We start from the raw sequence: 15502 nt of genomic DNA on the forward strand, positions 1-15502 counted from the left end.
CATACTGCTTTGGGCGTGCATTATCCGCTTGCCCGACGAAATTGGTCAACTATTGCTCGATTTCCAGCGTCGCCGGAAGCTCGAGTGGCCGCTCACCATCCTTGAGGTGACAGAGGCGCCCTTCGATCTGCGCCCCCATGGCCATCTCCATCAGGCCGTAATGCAGGTTACCGCGAACCCGGGAGCGCGAGCCTAGTTCCAGATGGCCGCTGGCGAACACATCACCATTCACCTCGCCATCGATCACTATATGGGGCGCACGTATCTCACCTTCAACCAGGCCGCCCGCGCTCACGCGCACCAGACCTTCGGTAGCCAGCAGATTACCGGTGACCCGACCATCCACTTGCACTGCGCCCTGAAAGCGCATGTCGCCTACCAGCTCAGCGCCAGCGGCAATCAGGCTGGTCTTACCGCTGAAACGCTGCAAGTCGGGTTTGGTCTTGTCTTTACTCCACATGAGTGGCTATCGCTCCTGATTTTATCCATTCGAATGTACGGCTCAGCGGCTTGTCGCCCTCGACCTCCGCCTGAACCTTGACCTGACGCGGCTCGAAGCCCTCAGGTAGTTGTAGTTCGCCAAAACGACCCGCCTCGGGGAAGGACTGGAAGTGCTTGAAGGAGAACGCAATGCTGCTCTCGCTGACCTCATCGGACAGCGCCGACAGCTCCAGCGCAGCCGGCTTACCGTTCTGCTGCCCTTCGATGGTAATGCGCAAACGCCCCTGCAATGCGTCATCACTGGCGCCGACTCGGCTCATCAGCAATTTGTAGCGGAATCGTAGCGGCACGTCCGTGGCTTGCAACTCAAAGGCACGAATGCGAATGCCTTCACGACGGCTGGCAGGTGCCAGCACACCTTTGTAGAAGGCCAGGTCCTGCTGTTGCTTGAAGATCTGCTCCTCCAGCAACTTGATGGTGCGACGATTCTGCTCCATGGCTTGCTGAGTGACTTTGTCGCTACTACCGACCACAGCCAGACGCTGGCGCAACAGTTCCAGCTCCTGCTCCTGCTCGGCAACACGAGTCAACAGCGCGTGTGGCTCCTCGGCCGCCTGAGGAGGCTGCCCTTGCGGCCAGTACCAACCCAGGGCAAAGGCCGCCGGCACAGCGAGCACCAGCAGCAGTTGCAGCCAGCGACGCCTGCGCTCACGGCGCGGATCGCTGAGGCGGACCTCCCAGCCAGGTATCACGGCAGCAGGGCCGCGTGCGACAGGCCGAGGCGCTCGTCGAGACCGAAAAGAATGTTCATGTTCTGCACCGCCTGACCGGATGCGCCCTTGACCAGGTTGTCGATCACCGAGAGCACCACCACCAGATCGCCGCCTTGCGGACGGTGCACGGCGATGCGGCAAACATTGCCTCCGCGCACGCTACGGGTTTCCGGGTGGCTGCCCGCCGGCATGACATCGACGAACGGCTCGCCGGCGTAACGCTTCTCGAACAGCGCCTGAAGATCGACCGAGGTATCGGCCACGCGTGCATAAAGGGTCGAGTGAATGCCGCGAATCATCGGCGTCAGGTGTGGAACGAAGGTCAGACCAACGTCGCTGCCTGCTGCCTGGCGCAGTCCCTGACGAATTTCCGGGAGGTGACGATGGCCCTTCACCGAGTAGGCCTTCATGCTTTCGCCAGCCTCACAGAACAACGAACCAACGCTGGCTCCGCGGCCCGCACCGCTGACGCCGCTCTTGCAGTCGGCGATCAGGCTGCCGACATCGGCCAAGCCGGCTTCCAGCAGCGGAATCAGGCCGAGCTGAGTAGCAGTCGGGTAGCAGCCGGGTACGGCGATCAGGCGCGCGGTCTTGATCGCCTCGCGGTTGACCTCGGGCAGACCGTATACCGCCTCACTCAGCAGCTCGGGCGCGCCATGAGGCTGGCCATACCACTTGGCCCACTCCTCGGCGTCCTGCAAACGAAAGTCGGCGGACAGATCGATCACTCGCGTGCCTGCGGCCAGCAGTTCACCCGCCAGCGCGTGAGCCACGCCGTGCGGGGTGGCGAAGAACACCACGTCACAGGCGCCCAACGTGGCAACGTCCGGCACGCTGAAAGCCAGATTCGGGTAGTGACCGCGCAGGTTGGGGTACATCTCATCAACGCGCAGGCCGGCCTCGGAACGGGAAGTGATCACGGTCACCTCTGCCTGCGGGTGTTGCGCCAGCAGACGCAGCAGTTCGACACCGGTGTAGCCCGTGCCGCCGACGATACCGACCTTGATCATCACATGCCCCTTTGCAAAAGCCATTGGAAAGCTGCCGATGATAAAGCCGCATCGGCCAAGCTCCAACCACGGAGGTGACGCAGGGCGTCAGCTGCCTCTACTATCGAGGCCATTTTTCAGCGCGGGAAGCGAAAATGCTCTATCACTGGCTCAAGGCTCTGCACATCATCGCCATGGTCTGCTGGTTCGCCGGCCTGTTCTATCTACCGCGTCTGTTCGTCTATCACGCCATGAGCAGCGACGCCGCCAGCCACGAACGATTCTGCATCATGGAGCGCAAGCTGTATCGCGGCATCATGATTCCCTCGATGATCGCCACGCTGGGACTGGGCATCTGGTTACTCAGCCTCAACTCGGCGTACTACTTCACGCAAGGCTGGATGCACGCCAAGCTTACGCTGGTGGTGGCCCTGGTGATCTATCACCACCTGTGCGGAGCTCAGCTCAAGCGCTTTGCTCGCGGCGAGAACAGCCGCAGTCACGTGTTCTATCGTTGGTTCAATGAAGCCCCGGTACTGGCACTGCTGGGCATCGTCATCCTGGTCGTTGTCCGCCCCTTCTAAGGAACTCGCCATGTCTCTGCCTGCCCTGCTCGAAGAACGCCTGCGCCTGCCTTTGGTAGCTGCACCGATGTTTCTGGTGTCCAACCCGGCGCTGGTCAGCGCCTGCTGCAACAGCGGTATTGTCGGCAGCTTTCCGGCGCTGAACCAGCGCGAGAGCGCCGGTTTCGCCGCCTGGCTCGACGAGATCGAAGCCAGCCTGGCGAGCAATGCTGCACCCTACGCCGTCAACTTGATCGTGCATGAAAGCAACCCACGCCTACAGGCGGATCTGGCCATCTGCGTCGAACGCCGCGTGCCGATCGTCATCACCAGCCTGGGCGCGGTGAAGGAAGTGGTCGATGCGGTGCACAGCTACGGCGGCCTGGTGTTCCATGACGTGACCACCCGCCGCCATGCCGAAAAAGCTGCAGAGGCTGGCGTGGACGGTCTGATCGCCGTGGCAGCTGGCGCGGGCGGCCACGCCGGCACCTGGAGCCCGTTCGCCCTGCTGGCCGAGATTCGTCAATTCTTCGACAAGACTGTGCTGCTGTCAGGCTGCCTCAACCACGGCCACGAGATCCTCGCTGCACAACTGCTCGGCGCCGACCTGGCCTATATGGGCACCCGCTTTATCGCCACCCAGCAAAACAATGCCTCCGAAGACTACAAGCACATGATTCTCGGCGCCCGGGCCGCCGATATCATCCATACGCCGGCTGTGTCCGGTGTACCGGCAAGCTTCATGCGCCAGAGCCTGGAACAGGCCGGCTACGACTTGAAGCAGCTGCAGAACAAGGCCGATATCAACTACGGCGAGAAGCTCAAGCCGATGGATGAAGAAGCCAAGGCCTGGAAGACCGTGTGGTCGGCCGGCCAGGGGGTCGGCGGCATTGACGACCTGCCATCGGTGGAGGAGCTGATAGCGCGCCTCGACCGCGAATATCGCGCCGCACTGACGCGCAGTCAGCAGTTGGGGCAATACTGGCCGCGATGAAACGCCGCCACCTGCTCGGTCTGAGCGCGCTCGGCCTACTCGGCGGTTGGGCGCTGCGCCCAACTGATCGCGGTCGTGAGTATGACGCCTACTTCGCCGAGCTCAACCGGCAGTTGCAACGTGATAGCGAGGGCATCCCTACCCTGCTGCTCGACCTTGATCGCCTAGACGCCAACGCCGACCTGCTGGCCGCAAGACTGGGCGGCCGCCTCCAGCTGCGCCTGGTCGCCAAGTCGCTGTCCAGCACCGGCCTGCTGGAATACCTGGCCAAGCGCCTGCAGACCCAGCGTTTCATGGTCTTTCATCAGCCACAGCTCAATCGCCTGGCCAGGAGCTTTCCACAGGCCGATCTGCTGCTTGGCAAACCTTTGCCGGTAGCTGCAGCCCTGAACTTCTATCGCCAGCTTGCGCATCATCTGGATTTCGATCCCGACCACCAGGTGACTTGGCTGATCGACAGCCAGCAACGTCTGGTGCAGTACAGTGAGCTGGCCAAGGCGCTAGGGCGACCGCTGCGCATCGCGCTGGAAATCGACGTTGGCTTGGAGCGCGGCGGTTTCGCCACGCCGCAGGCGTTGGCTCAGGCGCTGCAGCTGCTTCGCCAGCAGCCGGCACTGCGACTGCAGGGGCTGATGGGTTATGACGCGCATGTCGCGCACAGCCCGCCCTGGCAGAACCAATCGCGAGCATTCAGTGAGACCGATGAGCGCTATCGACTATTCATCAGCAGCGCCCAGCAATTCAGCGATCTTTGGCCGGCAAAACCGCTGCTCAACGGCGCTGGCAGCCTGACCTACTCGCTGCACTGCAAGCAGGAGACTTCGCTCAATGAAGTCGCTGTCGGTTCAGCCCTACTCAAGCCCGCGGAGTTCGACACGCCACTGCTCAAGGAGCATCAGCCAGCCCTGTGGATCGCCAGCCCCGTGCTCAAGGCAGTCGACGGCGCCCTGCCCTATCTGCAACCGCTGCAACCTTTGATCAGTGCCTGGAACCCCAACCGCGAGCATGCCTACTACCTCTACGGCGGTCGCTGGCCGGCGCAGCCTGTTTCACCTGCGGGGCTCGACTACGACGACCTGTATGGCCGTAGCGCCAATCAAGAGCGCCTGATCGGTGGTAACGGGACACAACTGACGAGCAACGACTGGGTATTTCTGCGCCCCGCGATCAGCGAGGGTGTGCTGGGTGATTTCAGCGAAATACGTCTACTACGCCGCGGCCAACTGGTCGGCCGCTGGAGCACAATAGGCAACGCCTGAAAAATGCCAGCCCATGGCGCTTCAGGCCGCTTGTATATTGGCCTCGCGGCACTCTAGGCTTATGCCTCGCCCGCATTGACCGGGCACTTTGCTCCCCCACCCTTCCCGCCGACAAGGAAGCTCGCATGAACCCACCGCGTTACAAGATCGTGTTCGACGGCCAACTGATGCCCGAGGCGTCATTGGAAATGGTCAAGACAAACCTGGCACGCCTGTTCAAGAGCGACCTTGCTCGTATCGACAGCCTGTTCAGCGGAACGCCGGTGGCGCTCAAGCGTGATCTGAGCGAAAGCGAGGCAGGGCAGTACCTCAGCGCCCTGCAGAAGGCGGGTGCCAACGTGCGCATGGAGCTGGATCAGGCCGCCAGCCTGAGCCTGGTACCGACCGAGGCTGAAACCGAGCAGGCTGTGGACGCTGCTGCACCGCACATGACCTGCCCCAAGTGTGGTCATCAGCAAGCCAAGGCGAGCGAGTGCTCCGCCTGCGGCATCATCATCGAGAAATACCTCGCCCGTCAGGCTCAACTGGCCGAAGCTGCTCCAGCCACAGCGCCTGCCGCAGCGACTGCATCGCCCTATGCGCCGCCACAGGCGAATGTCGCCGAACAATTGCCGCAGTACTCCGAGCTCAAGGTCCTCGGCGTCAGCGGCCGGATCGGCCGCGTGCGTTACCTCGGCTGGCTAATGGCGATGACACTGTGCTTCATCCCGATCATGTTGATCGGTACCGGCATTGCAGCGATGTCCTCGACCCTGGCCATGCTGGCGCTGGGCATCGTCAGTATTGCCGCGGTGGTGATCGGTATCTTCATCGGCGTGCAGCGTCTGCATGATATCGGTTGGTCCGGCTGGTTGCTGCTGGTGCACCTGATCCCGGTAGTCGGCAGCGTGTTCGCCCTGCTGATGCTGATCATCCCGGGCACTCAAGGCGTCAACCGCTACGGCCCGCCACCGCCCCCCAACAGCACCGCAGTCAAGGTACTGGCCTGGTTGTTCCTGCTCATCCCCATCAGCGGCATCGTCGCTGCCATCGCCATTCCCCAGTATCAGGGCTATGTCGAGCGCGCCGCCGAGTATCAGGAGCAGTAATTCCCGACCATGCGCAGCTATGCATTGATCACCGGCGCGTCCAGCGGCATTGGCCTGGCCTTGGCCGAAGCCCTGGCACGCCGGGGGCGCAACCTGATCCTGGTGGCGCGCCGGCGTGATGCGCTGGAAAGCATCGCCTGCGAGTTGGCCCAGCGCTTCGGCGTCGAGGTGCTGTTTCGACTCTGCGACCTGAGCGAGCCGCTGCAACTGTCCGGCCTGCTGCTGGAGCTGGAGGAAGGCCAATGGCACGTCGACCTGCTGGTGAACAACGCCGGCCTTGGCTGCGCAGGTCCGTTCCTGGAACAGGACTGGAGTCGCGAGCTGGAGCAACTGGAAGTCAACGTGCTGGCATTGACCCGCCTGTGTCACGCACTCGGTCAGCGCATGGCCGAGCACGGCAGCGGGCAGATTCTCAACGTCGCCTCGGTCGCGGCCTTTCAGCCCGGCCCCTGGATGAGCAGCTACTACGCCAGCAAGGCCTATGTACTGAATTTTTCCGAGGGTTTGCGCGAGGAGCTGAGAGGCCGCGGCGTGCGCGTGTCAGTACTCTGTCCTGGCCCGACCCACAGCGCCTTCTTCCGCGCCGCGCAGATGGACGTCGCGCGGATCGCCGGCAGCAAGCTGATGATGAGCGCCGAGGAGGTCGCGCTGATCACGGTTCGCGCACTGGAAAAGAACCGCGCCATCATCATCCCTGGCTGGCGCAACCGCCTGCTGGCCCTGAGTCCACGTCTCGGACCGCGCTGGCTGGTGCGCAAGCTCAGTGGTCGCCTGACCCGTCCCTTCACCGGCGCCTGATCGGCTGTTCAGCCGGCATTGACCGTCCGCCCATCTGCCCACTCCCGCAGCGCCATCAATCGCTCGGCCATTACCACCGACAGCGGCGCCGTGCTTTGTAGTGCGCGTAGCAGCAACCCCTGATCGACCGCCTGCTGCTGCGCCTGACCCGCGTAGAGCGCGCTGACCACCGCCTGCTCGATCTCGGCGCCAGAGTAGCCCTCGCTGGCAGCAGCCAGTTGCGCGAGATCGAAGGTGCCTGGCTCCAGTTCACGACGCTGCAGGTGGATACGGAAGATGTCGGCCCGCACCTCGGCACTGGGCAAGTCGACGAAGAACAGCTCGTCGAAGCGCCCCTTGCGGACCAGTTCCGGCGGCAGACGGTCGATGGCATTGGCCGTAGCCACCACGAACACTGGCGCCTTACGCTCGGCCATCCAGGTCAGCAGGGTGCCGAGTACCCGCTGGCTCACACCGCCATCGTGGTCGCCACTGGCAAGCCCTTTCTCTACCTCGTCCATCCACAGCACGCAGGGTGCCATCTGCTCGGCCAGACGCAATGCCTCGCGCAGGTTGCGCTCGGTCTCGCCGAAGAACTTGTTGTACAGGCAGGCGAAATCCAGACGCAATAGCGGCAAGCCCCAGAGTCCGGCCACTGCCTTGGCCGCCAGGCTCTTGCCGCCGCCCTGTACCCCGACCAGCATCACGCCTTTCGGCGCATCGAGGAGCTTGCCCTCGAGAAAGCCAGCCTGACGTTCAGCCAGCCAGCGTTTGAGATTGATCAACCCGCCGACTTCGGCGAAGCGTGCAGTGTCGTATTCGAAGCTGAGCACGCCCTCCAGATCCAGCAACTGGAACTTGGTCTTGTTCAGTTCGGGGATGTCTTCCTGAGTGATCGCGCCGTCGTCGCAGATCACGTTGCGCGCCAGCGCGCGTGCCTCGGCATGGCTCAGTCCGCGCAGATTCTTCACCACCTGCTGCAGTGTGCGGTTATCGGTGCGCACGCGAGCGCCGCGATTGCCTTCGCTCCAACGCGTCGCCTCGTCACGCACGATGCCCAGCAGTTCGTCTTCCGACGGCAGCGCGAGACTGAAACGTGCCGCGAAACGCTGTACTTCAGCAGGCAGTTTGAGCGCATGCGACACCAGCACCAGCGTCGGCTTGTGCGCGGCCTCGCTCATGGCGATTTCCTTGAGCAAGCGCACCAGCCTGGGGTTGTCATCAAGGAAGGGATGCAGGTCGCACATCACGTAGAGGTTCGGCTGCAGATCGGCCTTGATCATGCGCAGCGCCGCTTCCGGCTCAAGGGTCGGTGACTCGTCCACCGACGCGCCACCGAAGCCCAGCCGCTGCAGGCCCTCGGTCACTGACCAGGTATGCAGGCCGAGACCGCGCTTGATCGCCAGACCAGTCAGGGTTTCCAGCACGCGCAGCTCGTCCCAGGACTCGATCACCACCAGCTTGACCTTGGAGTCCAGCACCAGCCCAAGATCATGAATATCGTTCTTCAACACCGACTCCTTGTGAGATTTGGCCAGCCAGGCACGCAGGGTTACCATCCGCGTTTTCACAGATTTGAGAACTTACAGCATGGGCCGCCTGAACACGCAGATCGTCGCCGGAGGCATCACGCCGTGCAAGTGCTGAACGCGCGTCACATCACAGTATCCATGACCATCGCAGCCGGCCTGCTGGTAAACCTGCCGGCCGTCGCCATCGAAACCATCAGCGACCCGTTGCCCGGCGGTGCCCGAGGCCCCGAGATGGTGGTGATTCCGGCTGGAGAGTTTCGTATGGGCGATGCCAGCGGTCGCGGCAATGACAACGAGCGCCCGCCACGAGCGATTGCGTTCGATCAACCGTTCGCCATCGGCCGCTACGAGGTCACCTTCGCCGACTGGCAGAAGTACGCCGACGCCAACGAATTGCCCATGCCTGACAACGAGGGCTGGGGCCTTTCGGCGCAGCGCCCGGTGATTCATGTGTCCTGGCGCGACGCTCACGCCTACACCCAGTGGTTGTCACGCGAGACAGGCGCGCGCTATCGCCTGCCGACCGAAGCCGAGTGGGAGTATGCGGCACGTGGCGGCAGCCAGAGCTACTACTGGTGGGGCGACCAGCTCGACAGTAGCGAGCAGGCGCCACGCGCTCACTGCCGCGGCTGCGCCAGCTCGCGCCTGTTACGCAACAAGACGGCAGCTGTCGGCCAGTTCCCGGCCAACGGCTTCGGCTTGCATGACACCGCGGGCAATGTCTGGGAATGGACGGCCTCGAACTTCACCCAGCGCTTCGATGGTAGCGAAACGCAGAGTGCCAGCTTGCTCGACAACAGCCCGCGCGTAGTGCGCGGCGGCGCCTGGAACAGCGGCCCGGTCTATCTGCGCAGCAGCATGCGCGACCTCAAGCAACCGCATCACCGCGACTATGCGCTGGGGTTTCGCGTGCTGCGCGAGCTGCCCTGAGCGCGGACGATCTGGCGACTTTGCAGTAAACTAGCCAAGTTGTTTCTTCTGGAGGTGCCTTATGGCCAGCGAACGCCAGTATTCCCCCGTCGACCGCCTGCTGCTGCAAGCCGATGCCGCGCTGCGCACGCTGCTGCCATTCAGCGGTGCCTCGGGCCGCCCCTCGCCCGCCATCGTGCAGAACGACAGCGAGCTGAGCAGCGAGGAGTCGCGCCACGTCGCCGGCCTGATGCGCATCAACCACACCGGCGAGGTCTGCGCCCAGGCGCTCTATCAGGGTCAGGCGCTGACCGCCAAACTGCCGGAAGTACGCAGTGCCATGGAGCATGCGGCCGACGAGGAAATCGACCACCTGGCCTGGTGCGAGCAGCGCATCCGCGAACTGGGTAGCCACCCGAGCGTGCTAAACCCGCTGTTCTATGGCCTGTCCTTTGGTGTTGGCGCCGTCGCCGGCCTGGTCAGTGATCGCGTCAGCCTGGGCTTCGTCGCCGCCACTGAAGACCAGGTGTGCAAACACCTGGATGAGCATCTGGAACAACTACCCGAGCACGACACCAAGTCGCGCGCCATCCTCGAGCAGATGCGCGTCGACGAACAGCAACATGCCAACAGTGCCATGGCAGCCGGCGGCGTACGCTTCCCGGCCCCGGTCAAGTTCGGCATGACCTTGCTGTCGAAGGTCATGACCAAGAGCACCTACCGCATCTGAAACGAACGAGGGCGCCAATCGGCGCCCTCGTCATTTCCAGCGGGCCTCAGCCCAGCTCGACGATCTGGTAGTCGTGACTGATGTCCACACCGGCACGGCCCAGCATGATCGAGGCCGAGCAGTACTTCTCCGCCGACAATTCCACCGCCCGCTTCACCTGAGCCTCTTTCAGCCCGCGGCCCTTGACCACGAAGTGCAGGTGAATCTTGGTGAACACCTTGGGCTCCTCGCCTGCACGCTCGGCATCGAGGAACACTTCGCAGCTTTCTACCGGCTGGCGGCCCTTGCGCAGAATGCTGACCACATCGAAGTTGCTGCAGCCACCGAGGCCAATCAACAGCATCTCCATTGGCCGGACACCAAGGTTACGCCCACCGGCATCGGGCGGGCCGTCCATCACCACGGCATGGCCACTACCGGACTCGCCGAGGAACAGAGCTTCACCGGCCCATTGCACACGCGCTTTCATCGTTCTTGGCTCCCAGAGTGGAAAAGTCCGGCAGATTAGCACAGCCGGGCGGCAGTCCGATGTGCGTCAATTACGCTAAAGTTCCGCCGGGTTATGTTACCCAGGTCGCAAAAAAGACCCCACTCATAGCGTGTCTGTTAAGCTGACGTCGGATTGCTGGCACACTTGCTGGATAACAAATAAGAAATTGCCGTTGGACAAAGGCCTTCATTTTTCATATTCGGGACTCGGGCATGGTTGCTATTACCCTTACACCTAAAATCAAGAACCTCGACAAGCTTCTTGCACATTGTCATCGCCGTCGTTACACCGCCAAAAGCACCATCATCTATGCAGGTGATCGCTGCGAAACCCTGTTCTTCATCGTCAAGGGCTCGGTCACCATCCTCATCGAGGACGACGACGGGCGTGAAATGATCATCGCCTATCTGAACTCTGGCGATTTTTTCGGCGAGATGGGGCTGTTCGAGAAGGATGGTTCAGAGAAAGAACGCAGCGCCTGGGTGCGCGCCAAGACCGAATGCGAAGTAGCGGAAATCAGCTACGCCAAGTTCCGCGAACTGACTCAGCAAGACCCTGAAATCCTGTTCGCCCTCGGTAGCCAGATGGCTGAGCGCCTGCGCAATACCACGCGCAAGGTCGGCGACCTGGCCTTTCTCGATGTCACAGGCCGCGTCGCGCGCACTCTGCTCGACCTGTGTAAGCAGCCAGATGCCATGACCCATCCGGATGGCATGCAGATCAAGATCACCCGTCAGGAAATCGGCCGCATCGTCGGCTGCTCGCGCGAGATGGTCGGCCGTGTACTCAAGTCGCTGGAGGAACAGGGCCTGGTGCACGTCAAAGGCAAGACCATGGTGGTCTTCGGCACCCGCTGAAACCAGCCCAATAAAAAGCCGGCTTGATCGCCGGCTTTTTCATGCGTGCTATTCGGGGTCAGTGCCGATCACGGCTGGCCGTCCGCGCTCGGGAAAGAACAGGCGCTGCAATTCGCTGCCGGGACTTTCCGCGCGCATGAAGGCTTCGCCGACGAGGAAGGCGTAGACCTCGTTGATCTCCATCAGCTCGACATCAGCGCGGTTGAGAATGCCGCTCTCGGTCACCACCAGGCGATCACGCGGAATGCGCGGCAGCAGGTCGAGGGTGGTTTCCAGGCTGACATCGAAGGTATGCAGGTTGCGGTTGTTGATCCCCACCAATGGTGTGTCCAACGTATTCAGCGCCCGCTCCAGTTCGGCGCCGTCATGCACCTCGACCAGCACGTCGAGGCCGACATCCTTGGCAACAGAGGCCAGCTCGGCCATGCGCACGTCATCCAGGCAGGACACGATCAGCAGCACGCAGTCGGCGCCCAGTGCGCGAGCTTCGACGATCTGGTACGGATCGACCATGAAATCCTTGCGGATCACCGGCAGCGCACAGGCCGCGCGGGCCTGTTGCAGGTACTGGTCGGCGCCCTGAAAGAAATCGATATCGGTCAGCACCGACAGGCAGGTGGCGCCACCTGCCTCGTAGCTGCGGGCGATATCTGCCGGGACGAAGTCGGCGCGCAGCACACCCTTGCTCGGCGAAGCCTTCTTGATCTCGGCGATCACCGCCGGCTGCTTGCGCGCCGCCTGCTCCAGCAGCGCGCGGGCGAAGCCTCGCGGAGCGTCGGCACCGCGTGCAGCAGCCTCGACCTCGGCCAGGCTGACCTGGGCACGGCGCGCGGCCACTTCCTCGAACTTACGGGCGACGATCTTCTCCAGTACGGTTGGTACGCTCACCCTTCGTTCTCCTGTTTGAATACCGCGGTAAAGGACACCAGCTCCTCCAGTTTCTCGCGCGCCAGGCCGGTGTGCAGGGCGTCGTGCGCCAGTTGCATGCCTTCACGCATGCTGCTGGCATGATCCGCAGCGTAGAGAGCCGCGCCAGCGTTGAGCACGATCATATCGGCAGCTTTCTGGCCATTATCGGTCTTGCGCCGGCCTAGGGCGTCGCGAATCAGTTCCAGCGACTGTTCGGCATTGTCGACGGTCAGACCGATCAGACTCTGGCTCTTGATGCCGAAATCCTCGGGCTGGATACGGTACTCGCTGACCACGCCATTCTTCAGCTCGGCGACGAAGGTCGGCGCGGCCAGGCTGACCTCGTCCAGGCCATCCTGCGCATGCACCACCAGCACGTGCTCGCTGCCCAGACGCTGCAGCACTTCGGCCATCGGCCGGCACAGCGCCTGGCTGAACACACCGATGACCTGATGCTTGGCGCCAGCCGGATTGGTCATCGGGCCGAGCATGTTGAAGATGGTGCGCAGGCCCAGCTCGCGACGCGGGCCAATGGCATGCTTCATCGCGCCGTGATGCGACGGGGCGAACATGAAGCCAACCCCGACACTTTCAACGCAGCGCGCCACCTGCTCGGGCTTGAGCCCCAGGTAGACACCGGCGGCCTCGAGCAGATCGGCGCTGCCGCTCTTGCCGGACACCGCACGGTTGCCGTGCTTGGCCACCTTGCCGCCCGCCGCCGCGACGACGAAGGCCGCCGCGGTGGAGACGTTGAAGATGTTCATGCCGTCGCCACCGGTGCCGCAGGTGTCGACCAGGCGCTCGGCGTCGATTTCCACTGGCGAGGCCAGCTCACGCATGACGCTGGCGGCACCGACGATCTCGTCGATGGTTTCGCTCTTCATGCGCATGCCCATGAGAAAGGCGCCGATCTGCGCCTCGGTGCACTGGCCGGTCATGATCTCGCGCATGACCGCCTGCATTTCCTCGGTGGTCAGGTCGAGCTGGGCGACGATGCGGTTGAGGGCTTCCTTGATATTCATGCGCGCACGCCTCCGGTCTGCTTGAGGAAGTTGGCGAACAGTTCGTGGCCCTGCTCGGTGAGGATGGACTCAGGGTGAAACTGCACGCCCTCGATGTTCAGGGTCTTGTGGCGCAGGCCCATGATCTCGTCGACCGAGCCGTCTTCATGCTGGGTCCAGGCAGTGATTTCCAGGCAATCCGGCAAGGTTTCGCGCTTGACCACCAAGGAATGATAGCGGGTCACGGTGAGCGGGTTGTTCAGGCCCGCGAATACGCCCTTGTCTTCGTGGAACACCGGGCTGGTCTTGCCATGCATCACCTGACGCGCGCGCACCACGTCGCCGCCGTAGGCCTGACCGATACTCTGGTGGCCGAGGCAGACACCGAGGATCGGCAGCTTGCCGGCGAAATGCAGGATGGCCTCGATGGACACGCCCGCCTCGGTCGGCGTGCACGGGCCAGGCGAGACGACAATGCGTTCGGGCTTGAGCGCTTCGATTTCGGCGATGCTCAGCTCGTCGTTGCGGATCACATGAACGTCGGCACCCAGCTCACCCAGGTACTGCACGACGTTGTAGGTGAAGGAGTCGTAGTTGTCGATCATCAAAAGCATGGCACGGCTCCTCTTATTCCTGGGCCTGGACGGCAGTCTGTTCGGCGAGCGCAACGGCGCGGAACATGGCGCGGCGCTTGTTCAGGGTTTCTTCCCACTCCAGCGCGGGCACCGAGTCGGCGACGATGCCGGCGCCGGCCTGCACGTGCAGTTCGCCGTCCTTGATCACCGCGGTGCGGATGGCGATGGCGGTGTCCATGTTGCCGTTCCAGGCGTAGTAACCGACCGCGCCGCCATAGACGCCGCGCTTGACCGGCTCCAGCTCGTCGATGATTTCCATCGCGCGGATCTTCGGCGCCCCGGACAGGGTGCCGGCCGGCAGGATGGCGCGCAGGGCGTCCATCGAAGTCAGGCCTTTTTTCAGCTCGCCGGTGACGTTGGAAACGATGTGCATGACGTTGGAGTAGCGCTCGATGACCATCTTCTCGGTCAGTTTCACCGAGCCGATTTCCGAGACGCGGCCAGTGTCGTTGCGGCCCAGGTCGATGAGCATCAGGTGCTCGGCGACTTCCTTGGCATCGGCCAGCAGATCTTCTTCCAGCGCCAGGTCCTGCTCCTCGGTGGCGCCGCGCGGGCGAGTGCCGGCGATGGGCCGCACGGTGACCAGGTTGTCTTCGACGCGCACCAGCACTTCCGGCGACGAGCCGACGACGTGGAAGTCGCCGAAGTTGAAGAAGTACATGTACGGCGTCGGGTTGATGCAGCGCAGCGCACGGTACAGGTCGATGGGCGCGGCCTTGAACGGAATCGACATACGCTGGGAAATCACCACCTGCATGCAGTCGCCAGCGAGGATGTAATCCTTGATGGCGCTGACCGAGCGTTCGTAGTCCTCGCGGCTGAAGCTGGAGCGAAACGCCGGTTCGGCGCCTGCCGGCTTGTTCAGATCCACACCCAGGCGCGGGGTGAACGGCTGACGCAGCTTGTGCAGGATGTCCTGCAATTGCTGCTGACCACGCTCGAAGCCGTCGCTCTCAGCCGGATCGGCCAGCACGATGGCGTGCATCTTGCCGGCCAGGTTATCGAACACCACCACGGCATCGGAGACGTTGAGCAGGATGTCCGGCGTGCCCAGCGCATCAGGATTCACCCCGGCGGCCAGCTTGGGCTCGACGTAACGCACGCTGTCGTAAGCGAAGTAACCGACCAGGCCACCGTTGAAACGCGGCAGACCGGCGATGGTCGGCACCTTGTAACGCGCCTTGAACTGCTCGACGAAGGCCAGCGGGTCGGCACATTCGTGGCGCTCGACTTCGACGCCGTCAGTGGTGATCACCACGTCATGACCGTGCACACGCAGCACGGTGCGCGCCGGCAGGCCGATGATCGAGTAACGGCCCCATTTTTCGCCGCCCTGCACGGACTCCAGCAGGTAGGAGTTGGGCGCATCGGCCAGTTTCAGGTAGATCGACAGCGGCGTGTCGAAGTCGGCGATGGTTTCGCAGGCAAGCGGAATGCGGTTGTAGCCTTCAGCGGCTAAACGCAGGAATTCTTCATGGGTCATGATCAGCCTCATGGCTCGGGGTAAACGGTCGGGTGCAAACGGCCGCGCAGCGGCGGCAGGACGAGATCAGGC

17 protein-coding genes are annotated in these 15502 nt (G+C 63.0%); 8 read left to right on the plus strand and 9 right to left on the minus strand.

What is annotated here, in order from left to right; all coding sequences use genetic code 11:
• Positions 1 to 49: 49 nt before the first annotated feature.
• From RTH74_RS12725 to argC, 3 genes are read right to left on the minus strand one after another with little or no spacing between them, the layout of a single operon-like run.
• A complete protein-coding gene (locus tag RTH74_RS12725; RefSeq protein WP_099525803.1) occupies positions 50 to 460 on the minus strand; it encodes a bactofilin family protein in 411 nt (136 codons plus the stop codon).
• On the minus strand, positions 450 to 1193 hold the full coding sequence (locus tag RTH74_RS12730) for a DUF6776 family protein (protein ID WP_316914898.1): 744 nt from the start codon (positions 1191 to 1193) through the stop codon (positions 450 to 452). The genes RTH74_RS12725 and RTH74_RS12730 overlap by 11 nt, the downstream gene beginning before the upstream one ends.
• A complete protein-coding gene (gene argC, locus RTH74_RS12735; protein ID WP_106733174.1) occupies positions 1190 to 2224 on the minus strand; it encodes an N-acetyl-gamma-glutamyl-phosphate reductase in 1035 nt (344 codons plus the stop codon). The genes RTH74_RS12730 and argC overlap by 4 nt, the downstream gene beginning before the upstream one ends.
• A 134-nt stretch (positions 2225 to 2358) precedes the next feature.
• Between argC and hemJ the strand changes: the two genes are divergently transcribed.
• The 5 genes from hemJ (at position 2359) to RTH74_RS12760 (ending at position 6905) form a co-directional block, all read left to right on the plus strand.
• Entirely contained in the window at positions 2359 to 2787 is a 429-nt protein-coding gene (gene hemJ, locus RTH74_RS12740) for a protoporphyrinogen oxidase HemJ (RefSeq protein ID WP_316914899.1), read from the plus strand.
• A gap of 10 nt (positions 2788 to 2797) precedes the next feature.
• Positions 2798 to 3760: a nitronate monooxygenase family protein gene (locus RTH74_RS12745; RefSeq protein WP_316914900.1), complete on the plus strand. Its 963-nt coding sequence runs from the start codon at positions 2798 to 2800 to the stop codon at positions 3758 to 3760.
• Positions 3757 to 5019, plus strand: coding sequence for an alanine racemase (locus RTH74_RS12750; protein ID WP_316914901.1), 1263 nt, complete (start codon positions 3757 to 3759; stop codon positions 5017 to 5019). Before RTH74_RS12745 ends, RTH74_RS12750 begins: the two co-directional genes overlap by 4 nt.
• Before the next feature lie 125 nt (positions 5020 to 5144).
• The gene (locus RTH74_RS12755; protein WP_316914902.1) at positions 5145 to 6107 is read left to right on the plus strand and encodes a DUF805 domain-containing protein; all 963 of its coding nucleotides are present in this window, start codon (positions 5145 to 5147) and stop codon (positions 6105 to 6107) included.
• Between the two features lie 9 nt (positions 6108 to 6116).
• Positions 6117 to 6905, plus strand: coding sequence for an SDR family NAD(P)-dependent oxidoreductase (locus RTH74_RS12760; protein ID WP_125834910.1), 789 nt, complete (start codon positions 6117 to 6119; stop codon positions 6903 to 6905).
• 8 nt (positions 6906 to 6913) lie between these two features.
• Here the strand turns inward: RTH74_RS12760 and RTH74_RS12765 are convergent, their stop codons facing one another.
• Entirely contained in the window at positions 6914 to 8395 is a 1482-nt protein-coding gene (locus RTH74_RS12765; RefSeq protein ID WP_316915088.1) for an AAA family ATPase, read from the minus strand.
• Between the two features lie 123 nt (positions 8396 to 8518).
• Here RTH74_RS12765 and RTH74_RS12770 point away from each other — a divergent pair, with 123 nt between their 5' ends.
• Together RTH74_RS12770 and coq7 are read left to right on the plus strand one after the other, a co-directional pair.
• Complete coding sequence (locus RTH74_RS12770) at positions 8519 to 9346, plus strand: formylglycine-generating enzyme family protein (RefSeq protein WP_316914903.1); 828 nt, start codon at positions 8519 to 8521, stop codon at positions 9344 to 9346.
• Positions 9347 to 9407: 61 nt separating this feature from the next.
• Positions 9408 to 10055 (plus strand): 2-polyprenyl-3-methyl-6-methoxy-1,4-benzoquinone monooxygenase, encoded by a 648-nt coding sequence (coq7, locus tag RTH74_RS12775; RefSeq protein WP_099525810.1) that lies wholly within the window; start codon positions 9408 to 9410, stop codon positions 10053 to 10055.
• A 46-nt stretch (positions 10056 to 10101) separates the two neighbouring features.
• Here the strand turns inward: coq7 and RTH74_RS12780 are convergent, their stop codons facing one another.
• Positions 10102 to 10524: an OsmC family protein gene (locus tag RTH74_RS12780; protein WP_316914904.1), complete on the minus strand. Its 423-nt coding sequence runs from the start codon at positions 10522 to 10524 to the stop codon at positions 10102 to 10104.
• Between the two features lie 233 nt (positions 10525 to 10757).
• Between RTH74_RS12780 and crp the strand changes: the two genes are divergently transcribed.
• Positions 10758 to 11402, plus strand: a complete 645-nt coding sequence (gene crp / locus RTH74_RS12785) for a cAMP-activated global transcriptional regulator CRP (RefSeq protein WP_017675648.1) — start codon at positions 10758 to 10760, stop codon at positions 11400 to 11402.
• A gap of 48 nt (positions 11403 to 11450) precedes the next feature.
• On the opposite strand, the gene trpC is transcribed toward crp, so the two are convergent.
• Genes trpC through trpE form a run of 4 tightly spaced genes read right to left on the minus strand, consistent with a single transcriptional unit; the run spans position 11451 to position 15430 of the window.
• Positions 11451 to 12290: an indole-3-glycerol phosphate synthase TrpC gene (gene trpC, locus RTH74_RS12790; protein ID WP_316914905.1), complete on the minus strand. Its 840-nt coding sequence runs from the start codon at positions 12288 to 12290 to the stop codon at positions 11451 to 11453.
• Complete coding sequence (gene trpD / locus RTH74_RS12795; protein WP_316914906.1) at positions 12287 to 13333, minus strand: anthranilate phosphoribosyltransferase; 1047 nt, start codon at positions 13331 to 13333, stop codon at positions 12287 to 12289. The genes trpC and trpD overlap by 4 nt, the downstream gene beginning before the upstream one ends.
• Entirely contained in the window at positions 13330 to 13926 is a 597-nt protein-coding gene (locus tag RTH74_RS12800; RefSeq protein WP_179543870.1) for an aminodeoxychorismate/anthranilate synthase component II, read from the minus strand. The genes trpD and RTH74_RS12800 overlap by 4 nt, the downstream gene beginning before the upstream one ends.
• Positions 13927 to 13939: 13 nt before the next feature.
• The gene (trpE, locus tag RTH74_RS12805; RefSeq protein ID WP_316914907.1) at positions 13940 to 15430 is read right to left on the minus strand and encodes an anthranilate synthase component I; all 1491 of its coding nucleotides are present in this window, start codon (positions 15428 to 15430) and stop codon (positions 13940 to 13942) included.
• Between the last annotated feature and the right edge of the window lie 72 nt (positions 15431 to 15502).

The organism is Pseudomonas sp. zfem001 (assembly GCF_032621725.1).
Classification (GTDB): domain Bacteria; phylum Pseudomonadota; class Gammaproteobacteria; order Pseudomonadales; family Pseudomonadaceae; genus Aquipseudomonas; species Aquipseudomonas sediminis.

Bases quoted from the DNA above. Each gene is read 5' to 3' on its own strand.
- argC (WP_106733174.1), bottom strand. From the start codon at position 2,224: ATGATCAAGGTCGGTATCGTCGGCGGCACGGGCTACACCGGTGTCGAA.
- RTH74_RS12780 (WP_316914904.1), bottom strand. From the start codon at position 10,524: ATGAAAGCGCGTGTGCAATGGGCCGGTGAAGCTCTGTTCCTCGGCGAG.
- trpD (WP_316914906.1), bottom strand. From the start codon at position 13,333: ATGAATATCAAGGAAGCCCTCAACCGCATCGTCGCCCAGCTCGACCTG.
- RTH74_RS12755 (WP_316914902.1), top strand. From the start codon at position 5,145: ATGAACCCACCGCGTTACAAGATCGTGTTCGACGGCCAACTGATGCCC.
- RTH74_RS12760 (WP_125834910.1), top strand. From the start codon at position 6,117: ATGCGCAGCTATGCATTGATCACCGGCGCGTCCAGCGGCATTGGCCTG.
- trpE (WP_316914907.1), bottom strand. From the start codon at position 15,430: ATGACCCATGAAGAATTCCTGCGTTTAGCCGCTGAAGGCTACAACCGC.
- crp (WP_017675648.1), top strand. From the start codon at position 10,758: ATGGTTGCTATTACCCTTACACCTAAAATCAAGAACCTCGACAAGCTT.
- RTH74_RS12750 (WP_316914901.1), top strand. From the start codon at position 3,757: ATGAAACGCCGCCACCTGCTCGGTCTGAGCGCGCTCGGCCTACTCGGC.
- RTH74_RS12800 (WP_179543870.1), bottom strand. From the start codon at position 13,926: ATGCTTTTGATGATCGACAACTACGACTCCTTCACCTACAACGTCGTG.
- coq7 (WP_099525810.1), top strand. From the start codon at position 9,408: ATGGCCAGCGAACGCCAGTATTCCCCCGTCGACCGCCTGCTGCTGCAA.
- RTH74_RS12745 (WP_316914900.1), top strand. From the start codon at position 2,798: ATGTCTCTGCCTGCCCTGCTCGAAGAACGCCTGCGCCTGCCTTTGGTA.
- RTH74_RS12725 (WP_099525803.1), bottom strand. From the start codon at position 460: ATGTGGAGTAAAGACAAGACCAAACCCGACTTGCAGCGTTTCAGCGGT.
- hemJ (WP_316914899.1), top strand. From the start codon at position 2,359: ATGCTCTATCACTGGCTCAAGGCTCTGCACATCATCGCCATGGTCTGC.